The sequence below is a fragment of the Streptomyces sp. NPDC054783 genome (genome assembly GCF_053611725.1).
Genome location: NZ_JBSHAY010000035.1, coordinates 1 through 20,243 on the forward strand (window position 1 = coordinate 1; position 20,243 = coordinate 20,243).

General features: G+C 70.3%; 16 protein-coding genes. 15 read left to right on the top strand and 1 reads right to left on the bottom strand.

Annotated elements, in window-relative coordinates; genetic code table 11:
• Positions 1-215: 215 nt before the first annotated feature.
• From ACWGJ5_RS38450 to ACWGJ5_RS38470, 5 genes are all read left to right on the top strand, one after another.
• Positions 216-1,301, top strand: a complete 1,086-nt coding sequence (locus ACWGJ5_RS38450) for an S-(hydroxymethyl)mycothiol dehydrogenase (protein ID WP_453314265.1) — start codon at positions 216-218, stop codon at positions 1,299-1,301.
• The gene (locus ACWGJ5_RS38455; protein WP_453314266.1) at positions 1,301-1,933 is read left to right on the top strand and encodes an MBL fold metallo-hydrolase; all 633 of its coding nucleotides are present in this window, start codon (positions 1,301-1,303) and stop codon (positions 1,931-1,933) included. Before ACWGJ5_RS38450 ends, ACWGJ5_RS38455 begins: the two co-directional genes overlap by 1 nt.
• Before the next feature lie 255 nt (positions 1,934-2,188).
• A complete protein-coding gene (locus ACWGJ5_RS38460; RefSeq protein WP_228622233.1) occupies positions 2,189-2,551 on the top strand; it encodes a bifunctional 3-phenylpropionate/cinnamic acid dioxygenase ferredoxin subunit in 363 nt (120 codons plus the stop codon).
• Positions 2,548-3,750, top strand: a complete 1,203-nt coding sequence (locus ACWGJ5_RS38465) for an NAD(P)/FAD-dependent oxidoreductase (RefSeq protein WP_453314267.1) — start codon at positions 2,548-2,550, stop codon at positions 3,748-3,750. Before ACWGJ5_RS38460 ends, ACWGJ5_RS38465 begins: the two co-directional genes overlap by 4 nt.
• 129 nt (positions 3,751-3,879) lie before the next feature.
• The gene (locus ACWGJ5_RS38470) at positions 3,880-5,013 is read left to right on the top strand and encodes an aromatic ring-hydroxylating oxygenase subunit alpha (protein WP_453314268.1); all 1,134 of its coding nucleotides are present in this window, start codon (positions 3,880-3,882) and stop codon (positions 5,011-5,013) included.
• 62 nt (positions 5,014-5,075) lie between these two features.
• Here the strand turns inward: ACWGJ5_RS38470 and ACWGJ5_RS38475 are convergent, their stop codons facing one another.
• Positions 5,076-5,873, bottom strand: a complete 798-nt coding sequence (locus tag ACWGJ5_RS38475; protein ID WP_453314269.1) for an IclR family transcriptional regulator — start codon at positions 5,871-5,873, stop codon at positions 5,076-5,078.
• Between the two features lie 150 nt (positions 5,874-6,023).
• On the opposite strand from ACWGJ5_RS38475, the gene betA reads away from it, so the two are divergent.
• The 10 genes from betA (at position 6,024) to ACWGJ5_RS38525 (ending at position 20,240) form a co-directional block, all read left to right on the top strand.
• Entirely contained in the window at positions 6,024-7,694 is a 1,671-nt protein-coding gene (gene betA / locus ACWGJ5_RS38480; RefSeq protein WP_453314270.1) for a choline dehydrogenase, read from the top strand.
• 3 nt (positions 7,695-7,697) lie between these two features.
• Positions 7,698-8,534, top strand: a complete 837-nt coding sequence (locus tag ACWGJ5_RS38485; protein WP_453314271.1) for a 5,10-methylenetetrahydrofolate reductase — start codon at positions 7,698-7,700, stop codon at positions 8,532-8,534.
• Positions 8,535-8,643: 109 nt separating this feature from the next.
• Positions 8,644-10,113 carry an aldehyde dehydrogenase family protein gene (locus ACWGJ5_RS38490; protein WP_453314272.1) on the top strand — a complete coding sequence of 490 codons (1,470 nt, stop codon included), beginning with the start codon at positions 8,644-8,646 and terminating at the stop codon, positions 10,111-10,113.
• 19 nt (positions 10,114-10,132) lie between these two features.
• A complete protein-coding gene (locus tag ACWGJ5_RS38495; RefSeq protein WP_453314273.1) occupies positions 10,133-11,224 on the top strand; it encodes a quaternary amine ABC transporter ATP-binding protein in 1,092 nt (363 codons plus the stop codon).
• A complete protein-coding gene (locus ACWGJ5_RS38500; RefSeq protein ID WP_453314274.1) occupies positions 11,224-13,197 on the top strand; it encodes an ABC transporter permease in 1,974 nt (657 codons plus the stop codon). Before ACWGJ5_RS38495 ends, ACWGJ5_RS38500 begins: the two co-directional genes overlap by 1 nt.
• Before the next feature lie 13 nt (positions 13,198-13,210).
• The gene (locus tag ACWGJ5_RS38505; protein ID WP_453314275.1) at positions 13,211-14,176 is read left to right on the top strand and encodes an ABC transporter substrate-binding protein; all 966 of its coding nucleotides are present in this window, start codon (positions 13,211-13,213) and stop codon (positions 14,174-14,176) included.
• Positions 14,177-14,409: 233 nt separating this feature from the next.
• Positions 14,410-16,848, top strand: a complete 2,439-nt coding sequence (locus ACWGJ5_RS38510; protein ID WP_453314276.1) for a GcvT family protein — start codon at positions 14,410-14,412, stop codon at positions 16,846-16,848.
• Between the two features lie 22 nt (positions 16,849-16,870).
• Positions 16,871-17,731 (top strand): bifunctional methylenetetrahydrofolate dehydrogenase/methenyltetrahydrofolate cyclohydrolase, encoded by an 861-nt coding sequence (locus ACWGJ5_RS38515; protein WP_453314277.1) that lies wholly within the window; start codon positions 16,871-16,873, stop codon positions 17,729-17,731.
• Positions 17,728-19,011 (top strand): serine hydroxymethyltransferase, encoded by a 1,284-nt coding sequence (glyA, locus tag ACWGJ5_RS38520; RefSeq protein WP_453314278.1) that lies wholly within the window; start codon positions 17,728-17,730, stop codon positions 19,009-19,011. Before ACWGJ5_RS38515 ends, glyA begins: the two co-directional genes overlap by 4 nt.
• Entirely contained in the window at positions 19,008-20,240 is a 1,233-nt protein-coding gene (locus ACWGJ5_RS38525) for a sarcosine oxidase subunit beta family protein (RefSeq protein ID WP_453314279.1), read from the top strand. Before glyA ends, ACWGJ5_RS38525 begins: the two co-directional genes overlap by 4 nt.
• Positions 20,241-20,243 lie beyond the last annotated feature (3 nt).

The following is a 20,243-nucleotide window of genomic DNA, read 5'->3' on the forward strand; positions in this document are numbered from 1 at the left end:
CGCGGACGGCACTCGGCACTCCGGGGGCGAGCCCGCGGCCGCGTCCGCCGGCTCCGGTCACAGCAGCCGGCGTACGCGGCCGAGTCGTCGGCGAAATCTTTGACGGCTGACGGATCCTTGACCGCTGCTTCGGCCTCCGCGATGCTGTGTTGCGAAACGTGAGAGGTGTGCCGTAATAGGCAACATCTCGATCCTCTGTGAGCCGAGGAGTGGCCATGACGCAGCAGGTCCGTGGTGTCGTCGCGCGGAGCAAGGGCGCCCCTGTCAGTCTGGAGACGATCGTCGTGCCCGACCCCGGCCCGGGCGAGGCGGTGGTCAGGATCGAGGCCTGCGGGGTCTGCCACACCGATCTGCACTATCGCGAGGGCGGCATCAGCGACGACTTCCCGTTCCTGCTGGGGCACGAGGCCGCGGGTGTGGTCGAGGCGGTCGGCGAGGGGGTCACCGACGTGGCTCCCGGTGATTTCGTGATCCTGAACTGGCGTGCCGTGTGCGGTCAGTGCCGGGCCTGTCTGCGCGGGCGGCCCTGGTACTGCTTCAACACGCACAACGCGAAGCAGAAGATGACCCTGACCGACGGCACGGAACTCTCGCCGGCGCTCGGCATCGGCGCCTTCGCCGAGAAGACGCTCGTCGCGGCCGGCCAGTGCACCAAGGTCGACCGGGCCGCCTCGCCCGCTGCCGCCGGGCTGCTCGGCTGCGGCGTGATGGCCGGCCTCGGCGCGGCCATCAACACGGGGAACGTCGGGCGCGGGGACACCGTCGCCGTGATCGGCTGCGGCGGTGTGGGAGCGGCGGCGGTCGTCGGCTCCAGGCTCGCGGGCGCGGCGAGGATCATCGCCGTCGACATCGACGGCCGCAAGCTGGACACCGCGAAGAAGCTGGGCGCGACCCACACGGTCAACTCCAAGGAGACCGACGCGGTCGACGCGGTGCGCGAGCTGACGGGTGGCTTCGGCGCCGACGTCGTCATCGAGGCCGTCGGCCGCCCGGAGACGTACCAGCAGGCCTTCTACGCCCGCGACCTCGCCGGCACCGTCGTCCTCGTCGGCGTCCCCACTCCCGAGATGAAGCTCGAACTGCCCCTGCTGGACGTCTTCGGCCGCGGCGGCGCCCTCAAGTCGTCCTGGTACGGCGACTGCCTGCCCTCCCGTGACTTCCCGATGCTCATCGACCTCTATCTGCAGGGCCGTCTCGACCTGGACGCCTTCGTCACCGAGACCATCGCGCTGGACGAGGTCGAGAAGGCCTTCGAGCGGATGCACGGCGGGGACGTGCTGCGTTCGGTGGTGGTCCTCTGATGGCGGGCGCCCGCATCGAACGTCTCGTCACCTCGGGGACGTTCTCGCTGGACGGCGGCACCTGGGACGTCGACAACAACGTGTGGATCGTGGGTGACGACACCGAGGCGGTCGTGATCGACGCCGCCCATGACGCCGATGCCATCGCCCGGGCCCTCGGCGGCCGAACCCTGCGGGCGATCGTGTGCACCCACGCGCACAACGACCACATCGACGCCGCACCGGACCTCGCCGCCCGGACCGGCGCCCCGATCCTGCTGCACTCCGACGATCTGCCGCTGTGGAAACAGACCCATCCAGACCGGGCGCCCGACGGCGAGCTGACCGACGGGCAGCGTCTCACCGTCGCCGGAACGGAGCTGACCGTCCTGCACACCCCGGGACACGCCCCGGGCGCCGTCTGTCTGTACGCCCCGCACCTGTCCGCGCTGTTCAGCGGCGACACGCTGTTCGCCGGCGGCCCCGGGGCCACGGGACGGTCGTACAGCGACTTCCCGACCATCATCCGTTCGATCAGGGAACGCCTCCTCGCCCTGCCGGACGACACCGTCGTGCACACCGGCCACGGCGACACCACCACCGTCGGCGCCGAGGCGCCCCATCTTCAGGAGTGGATCGAGCGCGGCTTCTGACCGCCCGGCGAACGGCGGCCCTGGCCCGGTGGCGTACCGATGCGGACGGCACCGGCGGCAGGGCCGTCGTCGCACCTCGCCACCCCCCTGATCTGCCTGCTGACCTGCGCTTTCGAGGTCGCTCCGGCGTGCCCGGACATCGGTCGCCGGACGCCGCGGAAACCGGCCCGTGGATGCCTTGACAAGCCTTCGGAGCGGCCAGCAGACTGACGTTGCGCTAATCGCAATCCGTTTCGCTATACGCACCGAGGTGTCATGATGATTCCCGCGTGCCGACTCGCGGATCTGCCGCGAGGCGAGGCCCACCGGCTCGACATCGACCCGCCCGTCTCGGTGTTCCACACCGACGACGGCGAGCTCTTCGCCATCGACGACACCTGCACCCATCAGGACGCGTCGCTCGCCGATGGCTGGCTGGAGGGCTGTGAGGTGGAATGTCCCCTGCACGCCTCCAGGTTCGACCTGAGGACCGGAGCCGTGGACGCCCCACCGGCCAAGCTCCCGGTCCGCACCCACGAGGTCGTCGTCGAGGACGGCACGGTCTACGTGCGGCTGTCCACCGAGGCGCCCAACCTGCCGCCCTGCGTCGCCGCCCGCCTGGCCGGAGGCCCCGCGTGAGGACCGTCGCCGTGGTGGGCGCCTCGCTGGCCGGTCTGTCGGCCGCGCGCTCGCTGCGGAAGCGGGGGTACGACGGCCGGCTGGTCGTCGTCGGCGCCGAGCTCCACCGCCCCTACGACAGGCCGCCGTTGTCCAAGGAGTTCCTGGCCGGTGCCATCGGTGAAGCGGAACTCTCGCTGGAGCGGGACGACGAGGAGCTCCGGGCGGAGTGGGTGCTCGGCGCCCGCGCCACCGGCCTCGACCGCACCGAGCGGGCGGTCCGGCTCGCCGACGGCCGGGAGATACGCGCCGACGGCGTGGTCATCGCGACCGGCGCCGCCGCCCGCACCCTGCCCGGGACCGAGGGTCTCGCCGGCGTCCATGTGCTGCGCACGCTCGACGACGCCCGCGCCCTCAGGGACGACCTGGCCCGGGGCGGACGGCTGGTGGTGATCGGCGGCGGGTTCATCGGCGCCGAGGTCGCCTCCACGGCGTACGCCCTCGGCCTCGACGTGACCGTGGTCGAGGCGGCGCCCACGCCGCTGGCCGGACCGCTCGGCGAGGCCATGGGCAAGGTCGTCTCCGCCCTCCACGCGGACCACGGCGTACGACTGCTGTGCGGAGTGGGGGTCAAGGGACTGAGCGGGGACGACCGAAGCGAGATGGGGGTCCCCCCGGACGGAGTCTGGGGGAGGGTCGACGCGGTGCTCCTGGAGGACGGTCGCAGCCTCCCCGCCGACACCGTCGTCGTCGGCGTGGGGGCGCGCCCCTGCGTCGAGTGGCTGGAGGGCTCCGGCGTCGCACTCGACAACGGCGTGAAGTGCGGCGTCGACGGCCGCACGAGTGTCGCCGGAGTGGTCGCCGTGGGCGACTGCGCCAACTGGTACGACCCGCACGCCGGGGCCCACCGCAGGGTCGAGCACTGGACCGGCGCGCTGGAACGGCCGGACGCCGCCGTCGCCGTTCTTCTCGCCCACGGTGCGGCGGAGCCGGGCGTGCCCCGGCCGCCGTACTTCTGGTCCGATCAGTACGGCGTGAAGATCCAGTTCGTCGGCCACGCCACCGGGGCCGACAGCGTGACGGTCGAGGAGGGCTCGACCGACGACCGCAGCTTTCTGGCCGTCTACCGCAGGGCAGGCCGGCCGGTCGCCGTGCTCGGCATGAACCAGCCGCGGCTGTTCACCCGCCGGCGCAAGCAGTTCGCCTCCGCCGCGTCTTGACACCACCCACGCGGCAACACATTCTGCGTTGCATATGAAACGCAGTGTTGCTCCATGCACAACGCCGCCCGAAGTCGCTCTTCCCGGCGCGTGACCTATCGATCCACGACGTTTCCCGAGGAGTGCACCGTGACCTCGACCAGCCTGCCGGACAGCCTGATCGCCACTCTTCCCGGCTCCGCCTACACGGATCCCGGCATCTTCGCCCAGGAACAGGAGCGCATCTTCGAGGCGATGTGGTTCTGCGCCGCGCGCTCGTCCGACCTGGCGGGGCCCGGGGCCTTCCGCACCGTGGACGTGGGCCGCGAGAGCATCCTCGTCACCCGGGCCCGGGACAACTCGATCCGCGCCTACTTCAACGTCTGCCGGCATCGCGGAGCCAAGCTCTGCACCGAGGAGGCGGGCGAGGTCAAGCGGGCCTTCCAGTGCCCGTACCACGCCTGGACCTACGACCTGAACGGCAAGCTCGTCGCAGCGCCCAACCTGACCAAGATGCCCGACGTCGGCCGTACCGAGTACGGCCTGGTGAGTGTGGCCGTGCGCGAATGGCTCGGCTATGTCTGGGTCTGCCTGGCGGAGAACCCGCCCTCCTTCGAGGAGGACGTGATGGGGGCGGTGATCGAGCGGCTGGGCGACACCGAGTCGATCGAGCGCTACGACGTCGCGAACCTCTCGGTGGGCAGGCGGATCGTCTACGACGTCAAGGCGAACTGGAAGCTCGTCATCGAGAACTTCATGGAGTGCTACCACTGCGCCACGATCCACCCCGAACTCACCGAGGTCCTCCCGGAGTTCGCCGACGGCTACGCCGCCCAGTACTACGTCGGGCACGGCGCCGAGTTCGGTGAGGACATCCAGGGCTTCACCGTGGACGGCTCCGAGGGACTGGACCGCATTCCCGGGGTGTCCGAGGACCAGGACCGCCGGTACTACGCGATCACCGTCAAGCCGCAGGTGTTCATCAACCTGGTGCCCGACCACGTGATCTTCCACCGGATGTACCCGGTGGCCGTCGACCGCACGATGGTGGAGTGCGACTGGCTGTACCTCCCGCACGTCGTGGAGAGCGGCAAGGACGTCAGCCGGTCCGTTGAGCTCTTCGACCGGGTCAACCGGCAGGACTTCGACGCCTGCGAACGGACCCAGCCGGGGATGAGCTCACGGCTGTACGCCAAGGGCGGCGTGCTCGTGCCCAGTGAGCACCACATCGGCGCCTTCCACGACTGGGTGAACGAGCGCCTCGGCACGCACAACCCGCAGTGACGGGGGCCCGTGGCCCGCGCGGGGGGCGAGCGCGGGCCGTACGGCGGTCGTACCGTGTGTGCTCAGCCCAGGTAACCCATCCGGTGGCTGATCTCCTCCCCGCCCTTCACCAGCACCGGAGCCAGCTCGTGCATGCGCTCCTCGGTGAACCGGTACGAGGGACCGGAGGCGCTGATCGAGGCGATGACCTGCCCTTCCCGGTCGCGGATCGGGGCGGCCATGGCGTGCAGACCGATCTCCAGCTCCTCCAGCGTCCAGGCGTAACCGCGCTCGCGGGCCTCGGCGAGGTTCTTCTCCAGCTTCGCCTTCGAGGAGATCGTGTGCGGGGTCAGCTTCTTCAGGCCGGTCTCCGTCAGCAGCGCGCCGCGTTCCTTGGCGGGCATGTGGGCCAGCATGATCTTGCCGCTGGAGGTGGCGTGCAGCGGGGTCAGCTGGCCGACCCAGTTGTGGGCGGTGACGGCGGCCGTGCCGCGCACCTGGTAGAGGTTGATCGCGTAGTGCTCCTGCATCACGGCGATGTTGACCGTCTCGCCGAGTTCCTCCGCCAGGCGCTCGCACACCGGGCGGCCCTGCTGGGTGATGTCGATGCGTCCCGTGACGGCGCCGGCCAGGCGTACGATGCCGAAGCCGAGCGAGTACTTCCCGCGCTCGCCCGACTGCTCCACGAGGCCGCGCGCCTCCAGAGCGCCCAGCAGACGGAACGCCGTCGACTTGTGCACGTCGATCTCGGCGGCCACCTCGCTCACGCCGGCCTCGCCGCGCTGGGCCAGGATCTCCAGCACGCTGATGGCGCGGTCGACGGACTGCACCCCGCCGGACGGTGGCCCGCTCGTTTCGGTATCCGGACTGTAGTTGCTCATAGCGAAACTATACGCGCAGTAAACAACTTTCTAGCAAGTAACGCACTGTGAACAAAGTTCTCACAGGTTGCGTGTTTCGCAACCTGGTGCGTATAGCGATACCCGTACTAGCATGCCCGCACATCAACGGCGCGAGCGAGACGAGGCACCATGGCTCCCCTGCAGTACGACTTCGTCATCGTCGGCGGTGGATCGGCCGGCAGCGCACTGGCGAACCGGCTCTCGGCCGACCCCGGCAACCGGGTGCTGGTCCTGGAGGCCGGCCGCTCCGACTATCCCTGGGACGTCTTCATCCACATGCCCGCGGCGCTGACCTACCCGATCGGCAGCCGCTTCTACGACTGGAAGTACGAGTCGGAGCCCGAGCCGCACATGGGCGGCCGCCGCATCTACCACGCCCGGGGCAAGGTGCTCGGCGGCTCCAGCAGCATCAACGGCATGATCTTCCAGCGCGGCAACCCCATGGACTACGAGCGCTGGGCGGCCGACCCCGGCATGGAGACCTGGGACTACGCCCACTGCCTGCCTTACTTCCGCCGGATGGAGAACTGTCTGGCGGCCGACCCCGACGACGAGTTCCGCGGCCATGACGGACCCCTCGTCCTCGAACGCGGCCCCGCGACCAACCCGCTCTTCACCGCCTTCCTCAAGGCCACCCAGGAGGCGGGCTACGCGCCGACGGACGACGTCAACGGCTACCGGCAGGAGGGCTTCGCCAAGTTCGACCGCAATGTCCACCGCGGGCGCCGGCTGTCGGCCTCGAAGGCCTACCTCAAGCCCGCGATGAAGCGGCCGAACCTCACGGTGAAGACACGTGCCCTCGTCACCCGGGTGCTCTTCGAGGGCAAGCGGGCCGTCGGCGTCGAGTTCCGGCGCGGCAAGCGCGCTCCCCAGCAGGTCCGCGCCGGCGAGGTCATCCTGTGCGGCGGTGCCATCAACTCCCCGCAGCTGCTGCAGCTCTCCGGCGTCGGCAACGCCGACGAACTGTCCGCCCTCGGCATCGACGTCGTCCACGACCTGCCGGGCGTCGGCGAGAACATGCAGGACCACCTCGAGGTGTATGTCCAGTACGGCTGCAAGCAGCCCGTCTCCATGCAGCCGTACATGGCGAAGTGGCGCGCCCCCTTCATCGGACTGCAGTGGCTGTTCCGCAAGGGGCCCGCGGCCACCAACCACTTCGAGGCGGGCGGCTTCGCCCGCAGCAACGAGGACGTGGACTATCCCAACCTGATGTTCCACTTCCTGCCGGTCGCCGTCCGCTACGACGGCTCCTCGCCGGCCGGCGGACACGGATACCAGGTGCACGTCGGACCCATGTACTCGGACGCCATCGGCTCGGTCAAGATCAAGAGCAGGGACCCGCGGGCCAAGCCCGCGCTGCGCTTCAACTACCTCTCCACCGAGCAGGACCGCCGGGAGTGGGTCGAGGCGATCCGCGTCGCCCGCAGGATCCTCGGCCGGCCCGCCCTCGGCCCCTACAACGCCGGCGAGATCTCGCCCGGACCCTCTGTCGAGACCGACGAGGAGATCCTCGCCTGGGTCGCCAAGGAGGGCGAGACAGCCCTGCACCCGTCCTGCACCTGCAAGATGGGCACCGACGAGATGTCCGTCGTCGACCCGCTCACCCTGCGGGTGCACGGACTGGCCGGACTGCGCGTGGTGGACGCCTCGGTGATGCCGTACGTCACCAACGGCAACATCTACGCACCGGTGATGATGATCGCCGAGAAGGCGGCCGACCTCATCCTCGGCAACGAGCCGCTGGAGCCGTCGAAGGCCGCGTACTACCGGCACCGCGACGGCCAGAAGCAGGCCGGGTAGACCATGGGCGCCGAGGCCCTGCGGGCGCTGCTCGGCCGCGTTCGCTACGAGGTGCTGCCGGCGAGGGCGACGGAGGAGAAGGTCCTCGCACAGGTGCCCCGCGACGTCGTGGTCACGGTCACGGCGTCCCCGGTCAAGGGGCTGGAGCCCACGCTCGGCCTGACCGAGCGGCTGGCGGCACATGGTTACCGTGTCGTCCCGCATGTCCCCGCACGGCTGCTGCGGGACGACACGCACCTGAAGGACGTGGCCGAGCGGTTGCGTGCGGCGCACGTCGACGACGTGTTCGTGCCGGCGGGCGACGCCGATCCGCCGGCCGGGCCGTACGACGGAGCGCTGCCGGTGCTGCGCGCGCTGAGCGACCTGGGCAGGCCCTTCGCCGACATGGGCATCACCGGCTATCCGGAGAGCCATCCGCTCATCCACGACGACATCACCGTCCAGTCGATGTGGGACAAGCGGACACACGCCACGTACATCGTCAGCAACCTGTGCTTCGACCCGCGGGTGCTCGGCGACTGGATCACCCGGATCCGGCGCCGCGCCATCACCCTGCCGGTGTACGTGGGCGTCGCCGGGCCCGTCCAGCGGGCGAAGCTGCTGGCGATGGCGACGAAGATCGGGGTGGGGGAGTCGACGCGCTTCCTCACCCGGCACCCCTCCTGGTTCCTGCGGTTCGCGGCGCCCGGCGGGTACGCCCCCGAGCGGCTGCTCGGCCGCGGCGCGGAGTCGTTCTCCGGGCCCGCGGCCGCGGTGGCCGGCCTTCACCTCTTCACCTTCAACCAGATCGCCGAGACGGAGCGCTGGCGCCGGGCCCTGCTGGACCGGCTGGCCGCCTGAAATCGGCATACCCCGACCCCTTGACGGGTGTCGGCCCAGTCAGCCAGGGTGTTCCACCACAAGCAATGCAGTGCACATTACGCAACGAGCTCCTTCGAAGGGCGCGACCGTGGCAGATCTGTACGTGGACGGAGAATGGCGCGCTGCGGTGGCCGGCGGCCACCGGGAGATCCGCTGTCCCGCGGACGGCACGCTCGTCGCGACGGTCTCGGAGGCGACCCGCCCCGACACCGAGGCGGCGATCGCCGCCGCCCGGCGCGCCTTCGACGAAGGCCCCTGGCCCCGCACCCCCGAGCGGGAGCGCGGCGCCCTGCTGCTGCGCACCGCCGACATCCTCGAGCGCGACGCCAAGGAATTCGCCCGCGCCGAATCCCTCGACACCGGCAAGCGGCTGGTCGAGAGCGAGTACGACATCGCAGACGTCGTCTCCTGCTTCCGCTACTACGGCGGCATCGCCGGCACCAGCTCCGGCCGGGTGGTCGACACCGGCCGCGACGACGCCCTCAGCCGGGTCACCTACGAGCCCGTCGGCGTGTGCGGACTCATCACTCCCTGGAACTACCCGCTGCTGCAGGCCAGTTGGAAGGTCGCTCCCGCTCTTCTCGCGGGGAACACCGTCGTCCTCAAGCCCAGCGAGCTCACGCCCTCCACCTCCGTCCTGCTCATGAAGGCCCTTGAGGAGGCGGGGCTCCCGGCCGGCGCCGCCAACCTGGTGCTGGGCGCCGGAGCCGAGGCGGGCGCGCCGCTCGCCGAGCACCCGGCCGTCGACATGGTGTCCTTCACCGGAGGCCTGCAGACCGGGCGGCGCATCATGGCCACCGCCGCGGCCACGGTGAAGAAGGTCGCGCTGGAACTCGGCGGCAAGAACCCGAACGTGGTCTTCGCCGACGCAGACTTCGCCACGGCCGTCGACTTCGCGCTGACCGCCGTCTTCCTGCACTCCGGGCAGGTCTGCTCGGCCGGCGCCCGCCTGATCGTCGAGAACTCGATCCACGACGCCTTCGTGGACGAGGTCGTGCGCCGAGCCCGGCACATCCGCCTCGGCGGACCCTTCGATCCCGAGGCCGAGACCGGCGCGCTGATCTCGGCACAGCACCGCGAGAAGGTCGAGGCGTACGTCGCCGCCGGGCTCGCCGAGGGCGCCGTACTGCGCTGCGGCGGCGCACGCCCCGACGACCCCGCGCTGGCGGACGGCTTCTACTACCCGCCCACCGTCCTGGACGAGTGCCGGCAGGACATGCGCGTGGTGCACGAGGAGTCCTTCGGACCCGTGCTCACCGTCGAGCGCTTCCACGACGAGGACGACGCCGTCCGCATCGCCAACGACACGGAGTACGGCCTCGCCGGTGCCGTCTGGACGCAGGACGCGGGCAAGGCCCAGCGGGTGGCCCGCAGGCTGCGCCACGGCACCGTGTGGATCAACGACTACCACCCCTATGTGCCGCAGGCGGAGTGGGGCGGTTTCGGGCACTCGGGCGTGGGCCGCGAGCTGGGACCGACCGGCCTCGACGAGTACCGAGAGCCCAAGCACGTCTGGCAGAACATCCAACCCCGGCCGCAACACTGGTTCCGCGGCTGAACGCCGAAAGAGGTCGATCATGACCCCAGCACAGACCGAGGTGTCGCAGCGGCGCGACACGTCCCAGGATCCCAAGGACCGCACCCCGGTCATCTCCGTGCGCCGGCTGTGGAAGGTGTTCGGGCCGAAGGCCGACGAGGTGCCGGGCTCCGAGGAGTTGTGCGGACTCACGCGCCGCGAGCTCATGGATCGCACCGGCTGCACCGCCGCCGTGCGTGACGTCGACTTCGAGGTGTCGCCGGGCGAGGTCTTCGTCGTCATGGGCCTGTCCGGCTCCGGCAAGTCCACCCTGGTGCGATGTCTGACCCGGCTGATCGAACCCACCGCCGGAGAGATCGTCTTCGAGGGCGAGGACATCCGGGGCGCCGACGCCCGGCGGCTGCGCGAACTGCGGCGCAGCAAGTTCTCCATGGTCTTCCAGCACTTCGGTCTGCTGCCGCACCGCAAGGTCGTCGACAACGTGGCCTTCGGCCTGGAGATACGCGGCATGGGCCGGGCCGAGCGCACCAGGAAGGCCCTGGAGACCGTCGAACTGGTGGGCCTCGCCGGATACGAGAACTCCTACCCCGACCAGCTCTCCGGCGGTATGCAGCAGCGCGTCGGCCTCGCCCGCGCCCTCGCCGGCGACCCCGACGTCCTCTTCTTCGACGAGCCTTTCTCCGCGCTCGACCCGCTGATCCGCCGTGACATGCAGAGCGAGGTCATCCGCCTGCACCACGAGGTCGGCAAGACCATGGTGTTCATCACCCACGACCTGTCCGAGGCCCTGAAGCTGGGCGACCGCATCCTGATCATGCGCGACGGCAAGACGGTCCAGTGCGGTACCGGGGACGAACTCGTCGGCGCCCCGGCCGACGACTACGTACGGGACTTCGTGAAGGACGTACCGCGCGGGGACGTCCTCACCCTGCGCTGGATCATGCGTCCCGCCGAGCCCGACGACGCCCTCGACGGGCCCGAGTTGGGACCGGACGTCGTGGTGCGCGAGGCCACCCGGGCCGTCCTGGCCGCCGAGAAGCCGGTCAAGGTCGTGGAGAACGGCAAGCTGCTCGGCATCGTCGGCGACGAGGAGATCCTCTCCGTCGTCGCCGGTCAGCAGGGCGGTGCGTGATGGCCGTCGCCGACGCGACCGCGCCGGTCGCGACGATGCGCAACAAGGTCAGCCGCCCCATGGTGGTGGCCGCGATCCTGCTCGCCTGGCTGGTGCTCTTCGCCGTGCTGCGCGGCCGGCAGACGCTCGCCCTCGCGGCGGCCGACCTCACCGGCCTGCACCGCCGGCTGAACGACCTCAACGACAGCGTCGGGGCCAACCGCAACTCCAACCCGCTCTTCCTGTACTTCTTCAACGAGATCCGGCTGGCCATCGACAACCTGGTGACCTTCGTCCAGTCCCTGATCTCCCAGCCCACCGTCGGCCGCCCGGTCCCGCAGATCGGCTGGCTCGGCGTCGTCGGACTCACCGGCTATGTCTCCTGGGCCGTGGGCAACTGGCGGGTCGCACTGCTGGCGGTCGCGGGCTTCACCTTCTTCGGGCTGCAGGGCCTGTGGCAGGAGAGCATGGACACCCTCGCGCTGACCCTGTCGGCGGTCCTCGTGGCGCTGCTCATCGGCATCCCGCTGGGTGTGTGGGCCGGTCTCTCCGACCGGTTCAACCGGATCATGACGCCCTTCCTGGACTTCATGCAGACGATGCCGACCTTCGTCTACCTCGCCCCGCTGACCCTGATCTTCCTCATCGGCGGGGCTTCCGCCGTGATCACCACGGTGATCTACGCGGCGCCGCCCGCCATCCGCATCACCGCGCACGCCATCCGGTCCGTGCCCGAGACCACCGTCGAGGCCGCCGACTCGCTGGGCACGACCCGGACGCAGCAACTGCTGAAGGTGCTGCTGCCCATGTCGAAGCGCACGGTGGTGATGGGCGTCAACCAGACCATCATGGCCGCCCTGGCCATGGTGACCATCGCCGCCCTGATCGACGCGCCCGGCCTCGGCAAGACCGTCGTCCAGGCCCTGCAGTCGCTCGACGTCGGCACGGCCTTCAACGCAGGGCTCGCCATCGTCGTCATGGCCATCGTGCTCGACCGGGTCACCACCGCGGCGGCCGCACGCACCGAGACGGCCCGGCGCGCGGGCGGCCACCTCCTGAAGTGGCGCCGCCCGCTGCTGGTGGCGGGCGGGATCGCGGCCGCCGTCCTGGTCTACCTGTCGCACACCTATGTGTGGGCGGCCGAGTTCCCCGGCAGCGGCAGCACCGGCAGCCACATCGCGAGCGCGGCCGACACGACGACCACGTGGCTGCAGGACCACCTCTCCGGGCTGACCAACGGCATCCGTGACGTGATCACCAACGGCCTGCTGAACCCGTTCCAGACGCTGCTCACGGACTCCCCGTGGTGGCTCGTCGGCGTCACCCTGGTCGCGCTCGGCGCGGTCCTCGGCGGCCGGCTTGCCGCGGTGACGGCCGCCGTGTGCGTCGGGCTGCTCGTCGGCACCGGGCTGTGGTCGGACAGCATGACCACCCTCGCCTCCACCGCCGTGGCCACCGTGCTGGTGATGCTGTTCGGCGTCGTCTTCGGTGTGTGGATGGGGCGCAGCCAACTCGTGGACCGGATCGTGCGGCCCAGCCTGGACGCCGCGCAGGTCATGCCGCCGTTCGTGTATCTCGTGCCGTTCCTGGCCCTCTTCGGTGCCACCCGGTTCACCGCGATCGTCGCGGCCGTCGTCTACGCGGCGCCCGTCGCGATCAAGATCATCGCGGACGGTGTGCGGAACGTGTCCGAGTCCACCGTCGAGGCGGCCACCTCCGCCGGGTGCAACACCTGGCAGATCATCACCAAGGTCCAACTGCCGATGGCACGCAGCGCCCTGACCCTGGCGACCAACCAGGGTCTGATCTATGTGCTGTCGATGGTTGTGGTGGGCGGCCTGGTAGGGGCAGGCGCCCTCGGCTACGACGTCGTGGCCGGATTCTCGCAGGGACAGCTGTACGGAAAGGGGCTGGCGGCTGGGCTCGCCATCGTACTGCTGGGAGTCATGTTCGACCGGATCACTCAGGCTGCGGCGCGACGCACCAGGGCATAAGGAGCACGACACCATGGCAAGACACTGGCGAGCCGGCGCGGCCGGCCTGGCCGTCCTCGGCCTCACCCTCACGGCCTGCTCGGGGGCGAAGGTCGGCGACAGCAGCTCCGCGGGCTCGAAGTCCGCGGGCGGGAAATGCGGCGGCTTCAACCTGGCCGTGAACCCGTGGGTCGGCTACGAGGCGGACGCGGCGGTCGTCGCGTACGTGGCGCAGCACGACCTCGGCTGCACGGTCAACAAGAAGGACCTGAAGGAGGAGATCGCCTGGCAGGGCTTCGGGACCGGCGAGGTCGACGCGGTCCTGGAGAACTGGGGCCACGACGATCTGAAGGCGAAGTACATCGCCGGGCAGAAGACCGCCGTCGAGGCGGGCTCCACGGGCAACAAGGGCGTCATCGGCTGGTTCGTGCCGCCGTGGCTGGCCAAGGCCCACCCGGACATCACCGACTGGAAGAACCTCGACAAGTACGCCGGCAACTTCAAGACCTCCGAGTCGGGCGGCAAGGGCCAGCTGCTCGACGGCGACCCGTCGTACGTCACCAACGACGCCGCCCTGGTGAAGAACCTCAAGCTGAACTTCAAGGTGGTGTACGCGGGCAGCGAGACCGCGCTCATCCAGGCCTACCGCACCGCCGAGAAGAACAAGCAATGGGTGATCGGCTACTTCTACGAACCGCAGTGGTTCCTGTCGGAAGTGCCGCTCGTGAAGGTCAACCTGCCCGCGTACACCAAGGGCTGCGACGCCGACGCGGCCAAGGTGGCCTGTGACTATCCCGTCTACGACCTGGACAAGATCGTCAGCGCACAGTTCGCCAAGTCGGGCAGCCCGGCGTACAAGCTGGTCAAGAACTTCCACTGGACGAACGACGACCAGAACACCGTGGCCAAGTACATCGCCGTGGACAAGATGTCGGACGACGCGGCGGCCAAGAAGTGGGTCGACGCCAACCGCGACAAGGTCGACGCCTGGCTGAAGTAGCGGAAGGTCGGGAAGGGGCCGGCCGAGGACGCCCGGCGGGCGGTGTGCACGCGTGCGCACCGCCCGCCGGGCATTGCCGTTCTCCGGGCCGTCCGCCCGGCCGTTCTCCGGGCTGTTTTCCGACGTCACCGACCCCTTGACACCCCTCACGACGACGGGCACATTGAGTTGCGTAACCTGAATTATGTTGCGCAACAAGCAACTGAACCGGTCTCAAGTTCGGAGGTTGGGCGATGGCGGGACCCCGAGTGGTGATCATCGGAGCGGGTGTCGTGGGAGCGGCCCTGGCGGACGAGATCTCCGCACGCGGCTGGACCGAAGTGACCGTGGTCGACCAGGGCCCCCTCCCGGCCACCGGAGGCTCCTCCTCGCACGCCCCGGGCCTGGTCTTCCAGACGAACGCCTCGAAGACCATGACCGAGCTGGCGCGCTACACCGTCGAGAAGTTCTGCTCCCTCGACGTGGACGGCAAGCCCTGCTTCCTCCAGGTCGGCGGCCTCGAGGTGGCGACCAGCCCCGAGCGGCTCGCCGAACTCCGGCGCCGTCACGGCTGGATCACCGCCTGGGGCATCGAGGCGCGCCTGCTGACCCCCGACGAATGCGTGGAGAAGCACCCGCTGGTCGACCGTGACAAGGTCCTCGGCGGCCTCCTGGTCCCCACCGACGGGCTCGCCAAGGCCGTCCTCGCCGTCGAGGCCCAGATCCGCCGGGCCACCGAGCGCGGCGTGCGCTTCCTTGCCCGCCACGAGGTCCTCGACATCCGGCAGAGCGAGGGCCGCGTCACCGCGGTGGTGACCGACCAGGGCGAGATCGAAGCCGACATCGTCGTCTGCTGCGCCGGCATCTGGGGCCCGAAGATCGCCCGCATGGTCGGGATGAACCTGCCCCTCACCCCGCTCGCCCACCAGCTCGCCTGGACCGGCCCGGTCCCCGCCCTCGCCGGCCAGACCGAGGAGGCCGTCCGCCCGATCCTGCGCCACCAGGACGCCGACCTCTACTACCGCGACCGCTACGACGGCCTCGGCATCGGCTACTACGGCCACCGCCCCATGCCGGTCTCCGCCGACGACATCCTCTCCGTGGACGAGGCCGAGGAGATGCCCTCGGTGCTGAAGTTCACCGAGGAGGACTTCGAGGACGCCTGGACCGAGACGCAGTCCCTGCTGCCGGCGACCAAGGAGGCGAAGGTCGAGGAGGGCATCAACGGCCTGTTCTCCTTCACCACCGACGGCTGCCCGCTGCTCGGCGAGTCCCCGGACGTCAAGGGCTTCTGGGTCGCCGAGGCCGTGTGGGTCACCCACTCCGCGGGCGTCGGCCGCGCCGTCGCCGAATGGCTGGTCGACGGCTACTGCTCCTCCTTCGACCTGCACGAGTGCGACGTCAACCGCTTCGAGCCGCACCAGCTCTCGCCGGAGTACGTCCTGGCCCGTGACTGCCAGAACTTCGTCGAGGTCTACGACATCATCCACCCCCTCCAGCCGACCGGCGACCCGCGCCCGATCCGCACCAGCCCCTTCCACGCCCGCCAGCAGCAACACGGCGCGTTCTTCCTGGAGGCGAACGGCTGGGAGCGCCCCCAGTGGTACGAGGCCAACGCATCCCTGGTCGAAGGCCGCGACATCCCCACCCCCAACGACTGGGCCGCCCGCTACTGGTCGCCCATCGTCGGCGCCGAGGCCCAGGTCACCCGCGAGAAGGCCGCCCTGTACGACATGACCGCCCTCAAGCGCCTGGAAGTCAGCGGCCCCGGTGCCGCCGACTTCCTGGAGGGTCTGGTCACCGGCAAGGTCGCCAAGTCCGTCGGCTCGGTGACGTACACGCTGCTCCTGGACCACGACGGCGGCATCCGCAGCGACATCACCGTCGCCCGGCTGGCCCGCGACCGCTTCCAGGTCGGCGCCAACGGCAACCTGGACCTCGACTGGTTCACCCGCCACCTGCCCGCCGACGGGACGGTCCAGGTCCGCGACATCACCGCCGGCACCTGCTGCATCGGCCTGTGGGGCCCGCTCGCCCGCGAGGTCCTCCAGCCCCTCACCGACGCGGACTTCTCCAACGAGGGCCTGAAGTACTTCCGCGCCAAGCACGCCTACATCGGCAGCGTCCCGGTCACGGCGATGCGTCTGTCGTACGTCGGCGAGCTCGGCTGGGAGCTCTACACCACCGCCGACCAGGGCCGGAAGCTGTGGGACACCCTGTGGGCCGCGGCCGAGCCGGTGGGCGGAATCATCGCCGGCCGGGGCGCCTTCAACAGCCTCCGCCTGGAGAAGGGTTACCGCTCCTTCGGCACCGACATGACCTACGAGCACGACCCCTACGAGGCCGGCGTCGGCTTCGCCGTCAAGCTCGACAAGGGCGGCTTCATCGGCAAGGCCGCGCTGGAGCGGCGCAAGACCGACGTCCGGCGCAGGCTCAGCTGCCTCACCATCGACGATCCGCGGGCGATCGTCATGGGCAAGGAGCCGGTGTACGACGGCGACCGCGCCGTCGGCTACGTCACCAGCGCCGCGTACGGCTACACGATCGGCAAGGGCATCGCCTACGCGTGGCTCCCCGCCGAGCTGGCCGAGCCGGGTACGACCGTGCACATCGGCTACTTCGACCAGCGTGTCGAGGCGGTCGTCGCCGAAGAGCCCCTGTCCGACCCGACCATGTCCCGCCTCCGTGGCTAGTCCTGGACAAGGAGCACCGCCGGTGACCGCACAACTCCTCGACGGCAAGGCCACCGCCGCCGCCATCCGCCGTGAACTCGCCGAGCGCGTGGCCAAGTTGACCGCCCTGACCGGCCGGCCGCCCGGCCTCGGTACCGTCCTCGTCGGCGACGACCCCGGCAGCCGCGCCTACGTCGCAGGCAAGCACCGCGACTGCGCGCAGGTCGGCGTCGCCTCCCTCCGCCGCGAACTGCCCGCCGACGCCACCCAGCGACAGGTCGAGGACGTCATCGACGACCTCAACGCCGACCCCGCCTGCACCGGCTACATCGTCCAGCTGCCGCTGCCGCGCCACCTGGACGCGGGCGCCGTCCTCGCCCGCATGGACCCGGCCAAGGACGCCGACGGACTCCACCCGGTCAACCTCGGCCGCCTCGTCCTCGGCGTCGACGCCCCACTGCCGTGCACCCCGCGCGGCATCGTGGAACTGCTCCGCCGCCACGACGTACCGATCGCCGGAGCCCGGGTGTGCGTGGTCGGCCGCGGCATCACGGTCGGACGGCCCATCGGGCTGCTGCTCACCCGCCGCTCCGAGAACGCCACCGTCACCCTGTGCCACACCGGAACCAAGGGCCTGGCCTGGCACGTGCGCGAGGCGGACATCGTCGTCGCCGCGGCCGGCTCGCCCGGACTGATCACCAAGGACATGCTGCGCCCCGGCGCGGCCGTCCTGGATGTCGGCATCACCCGCACCGAGCACGGGCTCGTCGGCGACATCCACCCGGAGGCCGCCGAGGTCGCCGGCCGGCTCGCGCCGATGCCCGGAGGTGTGGGCCCCATGACCCGAGCGATGCTCCTCGCGAATGTCGTCGAGGCCGCCGAGAGGAACGCGATCACCGTATGAACGCCCTGAACACCCGCCTCGCGGAGCTTGACCCCGAGGTCCACGAAGCCCTGCTCGCCGAGCTGCACCGGCAGCAGTCCACCCTGGAGATGATCGCCTCCGAGAACTTCGCGCCCACGGCCGTGATGGAGGCACAGGGCTCGGTCGCGACCAACAAGTACGCCGAGGGCTACCCCGGCCGCCGCTACTACGGCGGATGCGAACACGTCGACGTCACCGAACGCCTGGCCATGGAGCGCGTGAAGTCCCTCTTCGGGGCGGCCTACGCCAACGTCCAGCCGCACTCGGGCGCCCAGGCCAACACCGCCGTGTTCTTCGCCCTTCTCCAGCCCGGCGACACGATTCTCGGCCTCGACCTCGCGCACGGCGGCCACCTCACCCACGGCATGCGCATCAACTACAGCGGCAGGATGCTCAACGTCGTGCCGTACCACGTCTCCGAGGCGGACAACCTCGTGGACATGGACGAGGTGGAGCGGCTCGCCAAGGAGAACAGGCCCAAGATGATCATCGCGGGCTGGTCGGCGTACCCCAGGCAGCTGGACTTCGCGGCCTTCCGCCGGATCGCCGACGAAGTCGGTGCCCTCCTCATGGTCGACATGGCCCACTTCGCGGGCCTGGTCGCCGCCGGACTGCACCCGAGCCCCGTCCCGCACGCGCACGTGGTCACCACCACCACGCACAAGACACTCGGCGGGCCCCGCGGCGGAGTCATCCTCACCAACGACGCCGGCCTCGCCAAGAAGATCAACTCGGCGGTCTTCCCCGGCATGCAGGGAGGCCCGCTGGAGCACGTCATCGCGGCCAAGGCCGTCTCCTTCAAGGTCGCGGCCTCGCCCGAGTTCTCCGAGCGCCAGGCCCGCACCCTGGCCGGCGCCCGCATCCTCGCCGAACGCCTCACCCGGCCCGACGCGGCCGCAGCCGGAGTGAAGGTGCTGACCGGCGGAACCGACGTCCACCTGGTCCTCGTCGACCTGCGGGACTCCGAACTCGACGGCAAGCGGGCCGAGGACCTGCTGCACGAGATCGGCATCACCGTCAACCGCAACGCCGTCCCCTTCGACCCGCGCCCGCCCATGGTCACCTCCGGCCTGCGCATCGGCACCCCGGCGCTCGCCACCCGGGGCTTCACCGAGGCGGACTTCGCCGAGGTCGCCGACGTGATCGCGCTGGCCCTCCAGCCCGAGCCGGACGTGGCCGCCCTGCGCGCCCGCACCGAGGCGCTGGCCGCCAAGCACCCGCTCTATCCGCACCTCTCGCACGACGGAGACGCCCGATGAGCCCCCGCACCCCCGGCGCCGACCTGCCCGACCACCCGGACTGGCTCTGGCGCACCCCCGAACCCAAGCGGTCGTACGACGTGGTGGTCGTGGGCGGCGGCGGCCACGGCCTGGCCACCGCCCACTACCTGGCGAAGAACCACGGCATCACCAACGTCGCCGTGCTCGAGAAGGGCTGGCTCGCGGGCGGCAACATGGCCCGCAACACCACGATCATCCGCTCCAACTACCTGTGGGACGAGAGCGCGGGCATCTACGAGCACGCCCTCAAGCTCTGGGAGGGCCTGGAGGAGGAGCTCGACTACCCGATCCTCTTCTCCCAGCGCGGCGTGCTGAACCTCGCCCACAGCCTGCAGGACGTCCGCGACAGCGTCCGCCGGGTCGAGGCCAACCGGCTCAACGGAGTCGACGCCGAGTGGCTCGACGCCGACCAGGTCGAAGAGGTCTGCCCGATCGTCAACACCTCACCCGACGTGCGCTACCCGGTCCTCGGCGGCACCTACCAGCCGCGTGCCGGCATCGCCAAGCACGACTACGTGGCCTGGGGCTTCGCCCGCTCAGCGGACGCCGCCGGCATCGACATCATCCAGAACTGCGAGGTCACCGGCCTGGACATGGCCGGCGGCCGGGTGGTCGGCGTCCAGACCACGCGCGGTCCGATCGCGGCCGGCAAAGTGGCCCTGTGCTCGGCCGGCCACACCTCGGTCCTCGCCGCCATGGCGGACATCGAACTCCCGCTCCAGAGCCACCCGTTGCAGGCACTCGTCTCCGAACTCCTGGAGCCGGTCCACCCGACGGTGGTCATGTCCAACGCGGTCCACGTGTACGTCAGCCAGGCGCACAAGGGCGAACTGGTGATGGGCGCGGGCATCGACGCGTACAACTCCTACACCCAGCGCGGCGCGTTCCACATCATCGAGGACCAGATGTCGGCGGCCCTGGAACTCTTCCCCGTTTTCGCCCGCGCCCACGTACTGCGCACCTGGGGCGGCATCGTCGACGTCAGCCCCGACGCCTCGCCCATCGTCGGCCTCACCCCGGTCGACAACCTCTACGTCAACTGCGGCTGGGGGACAGGCGGATTCAAGGCCACCCCGGGAGTCGGCTGGGTCTACGCCCACACCATCGCCCACGACACCCCGCACGCCCTGAACGCCCCCTTCTCGCTCGACCGTTTCACCACCGGCGCGCTCGTCGACGAGCACGGCGCTGCCGCGGTGGCCCACTAGGGA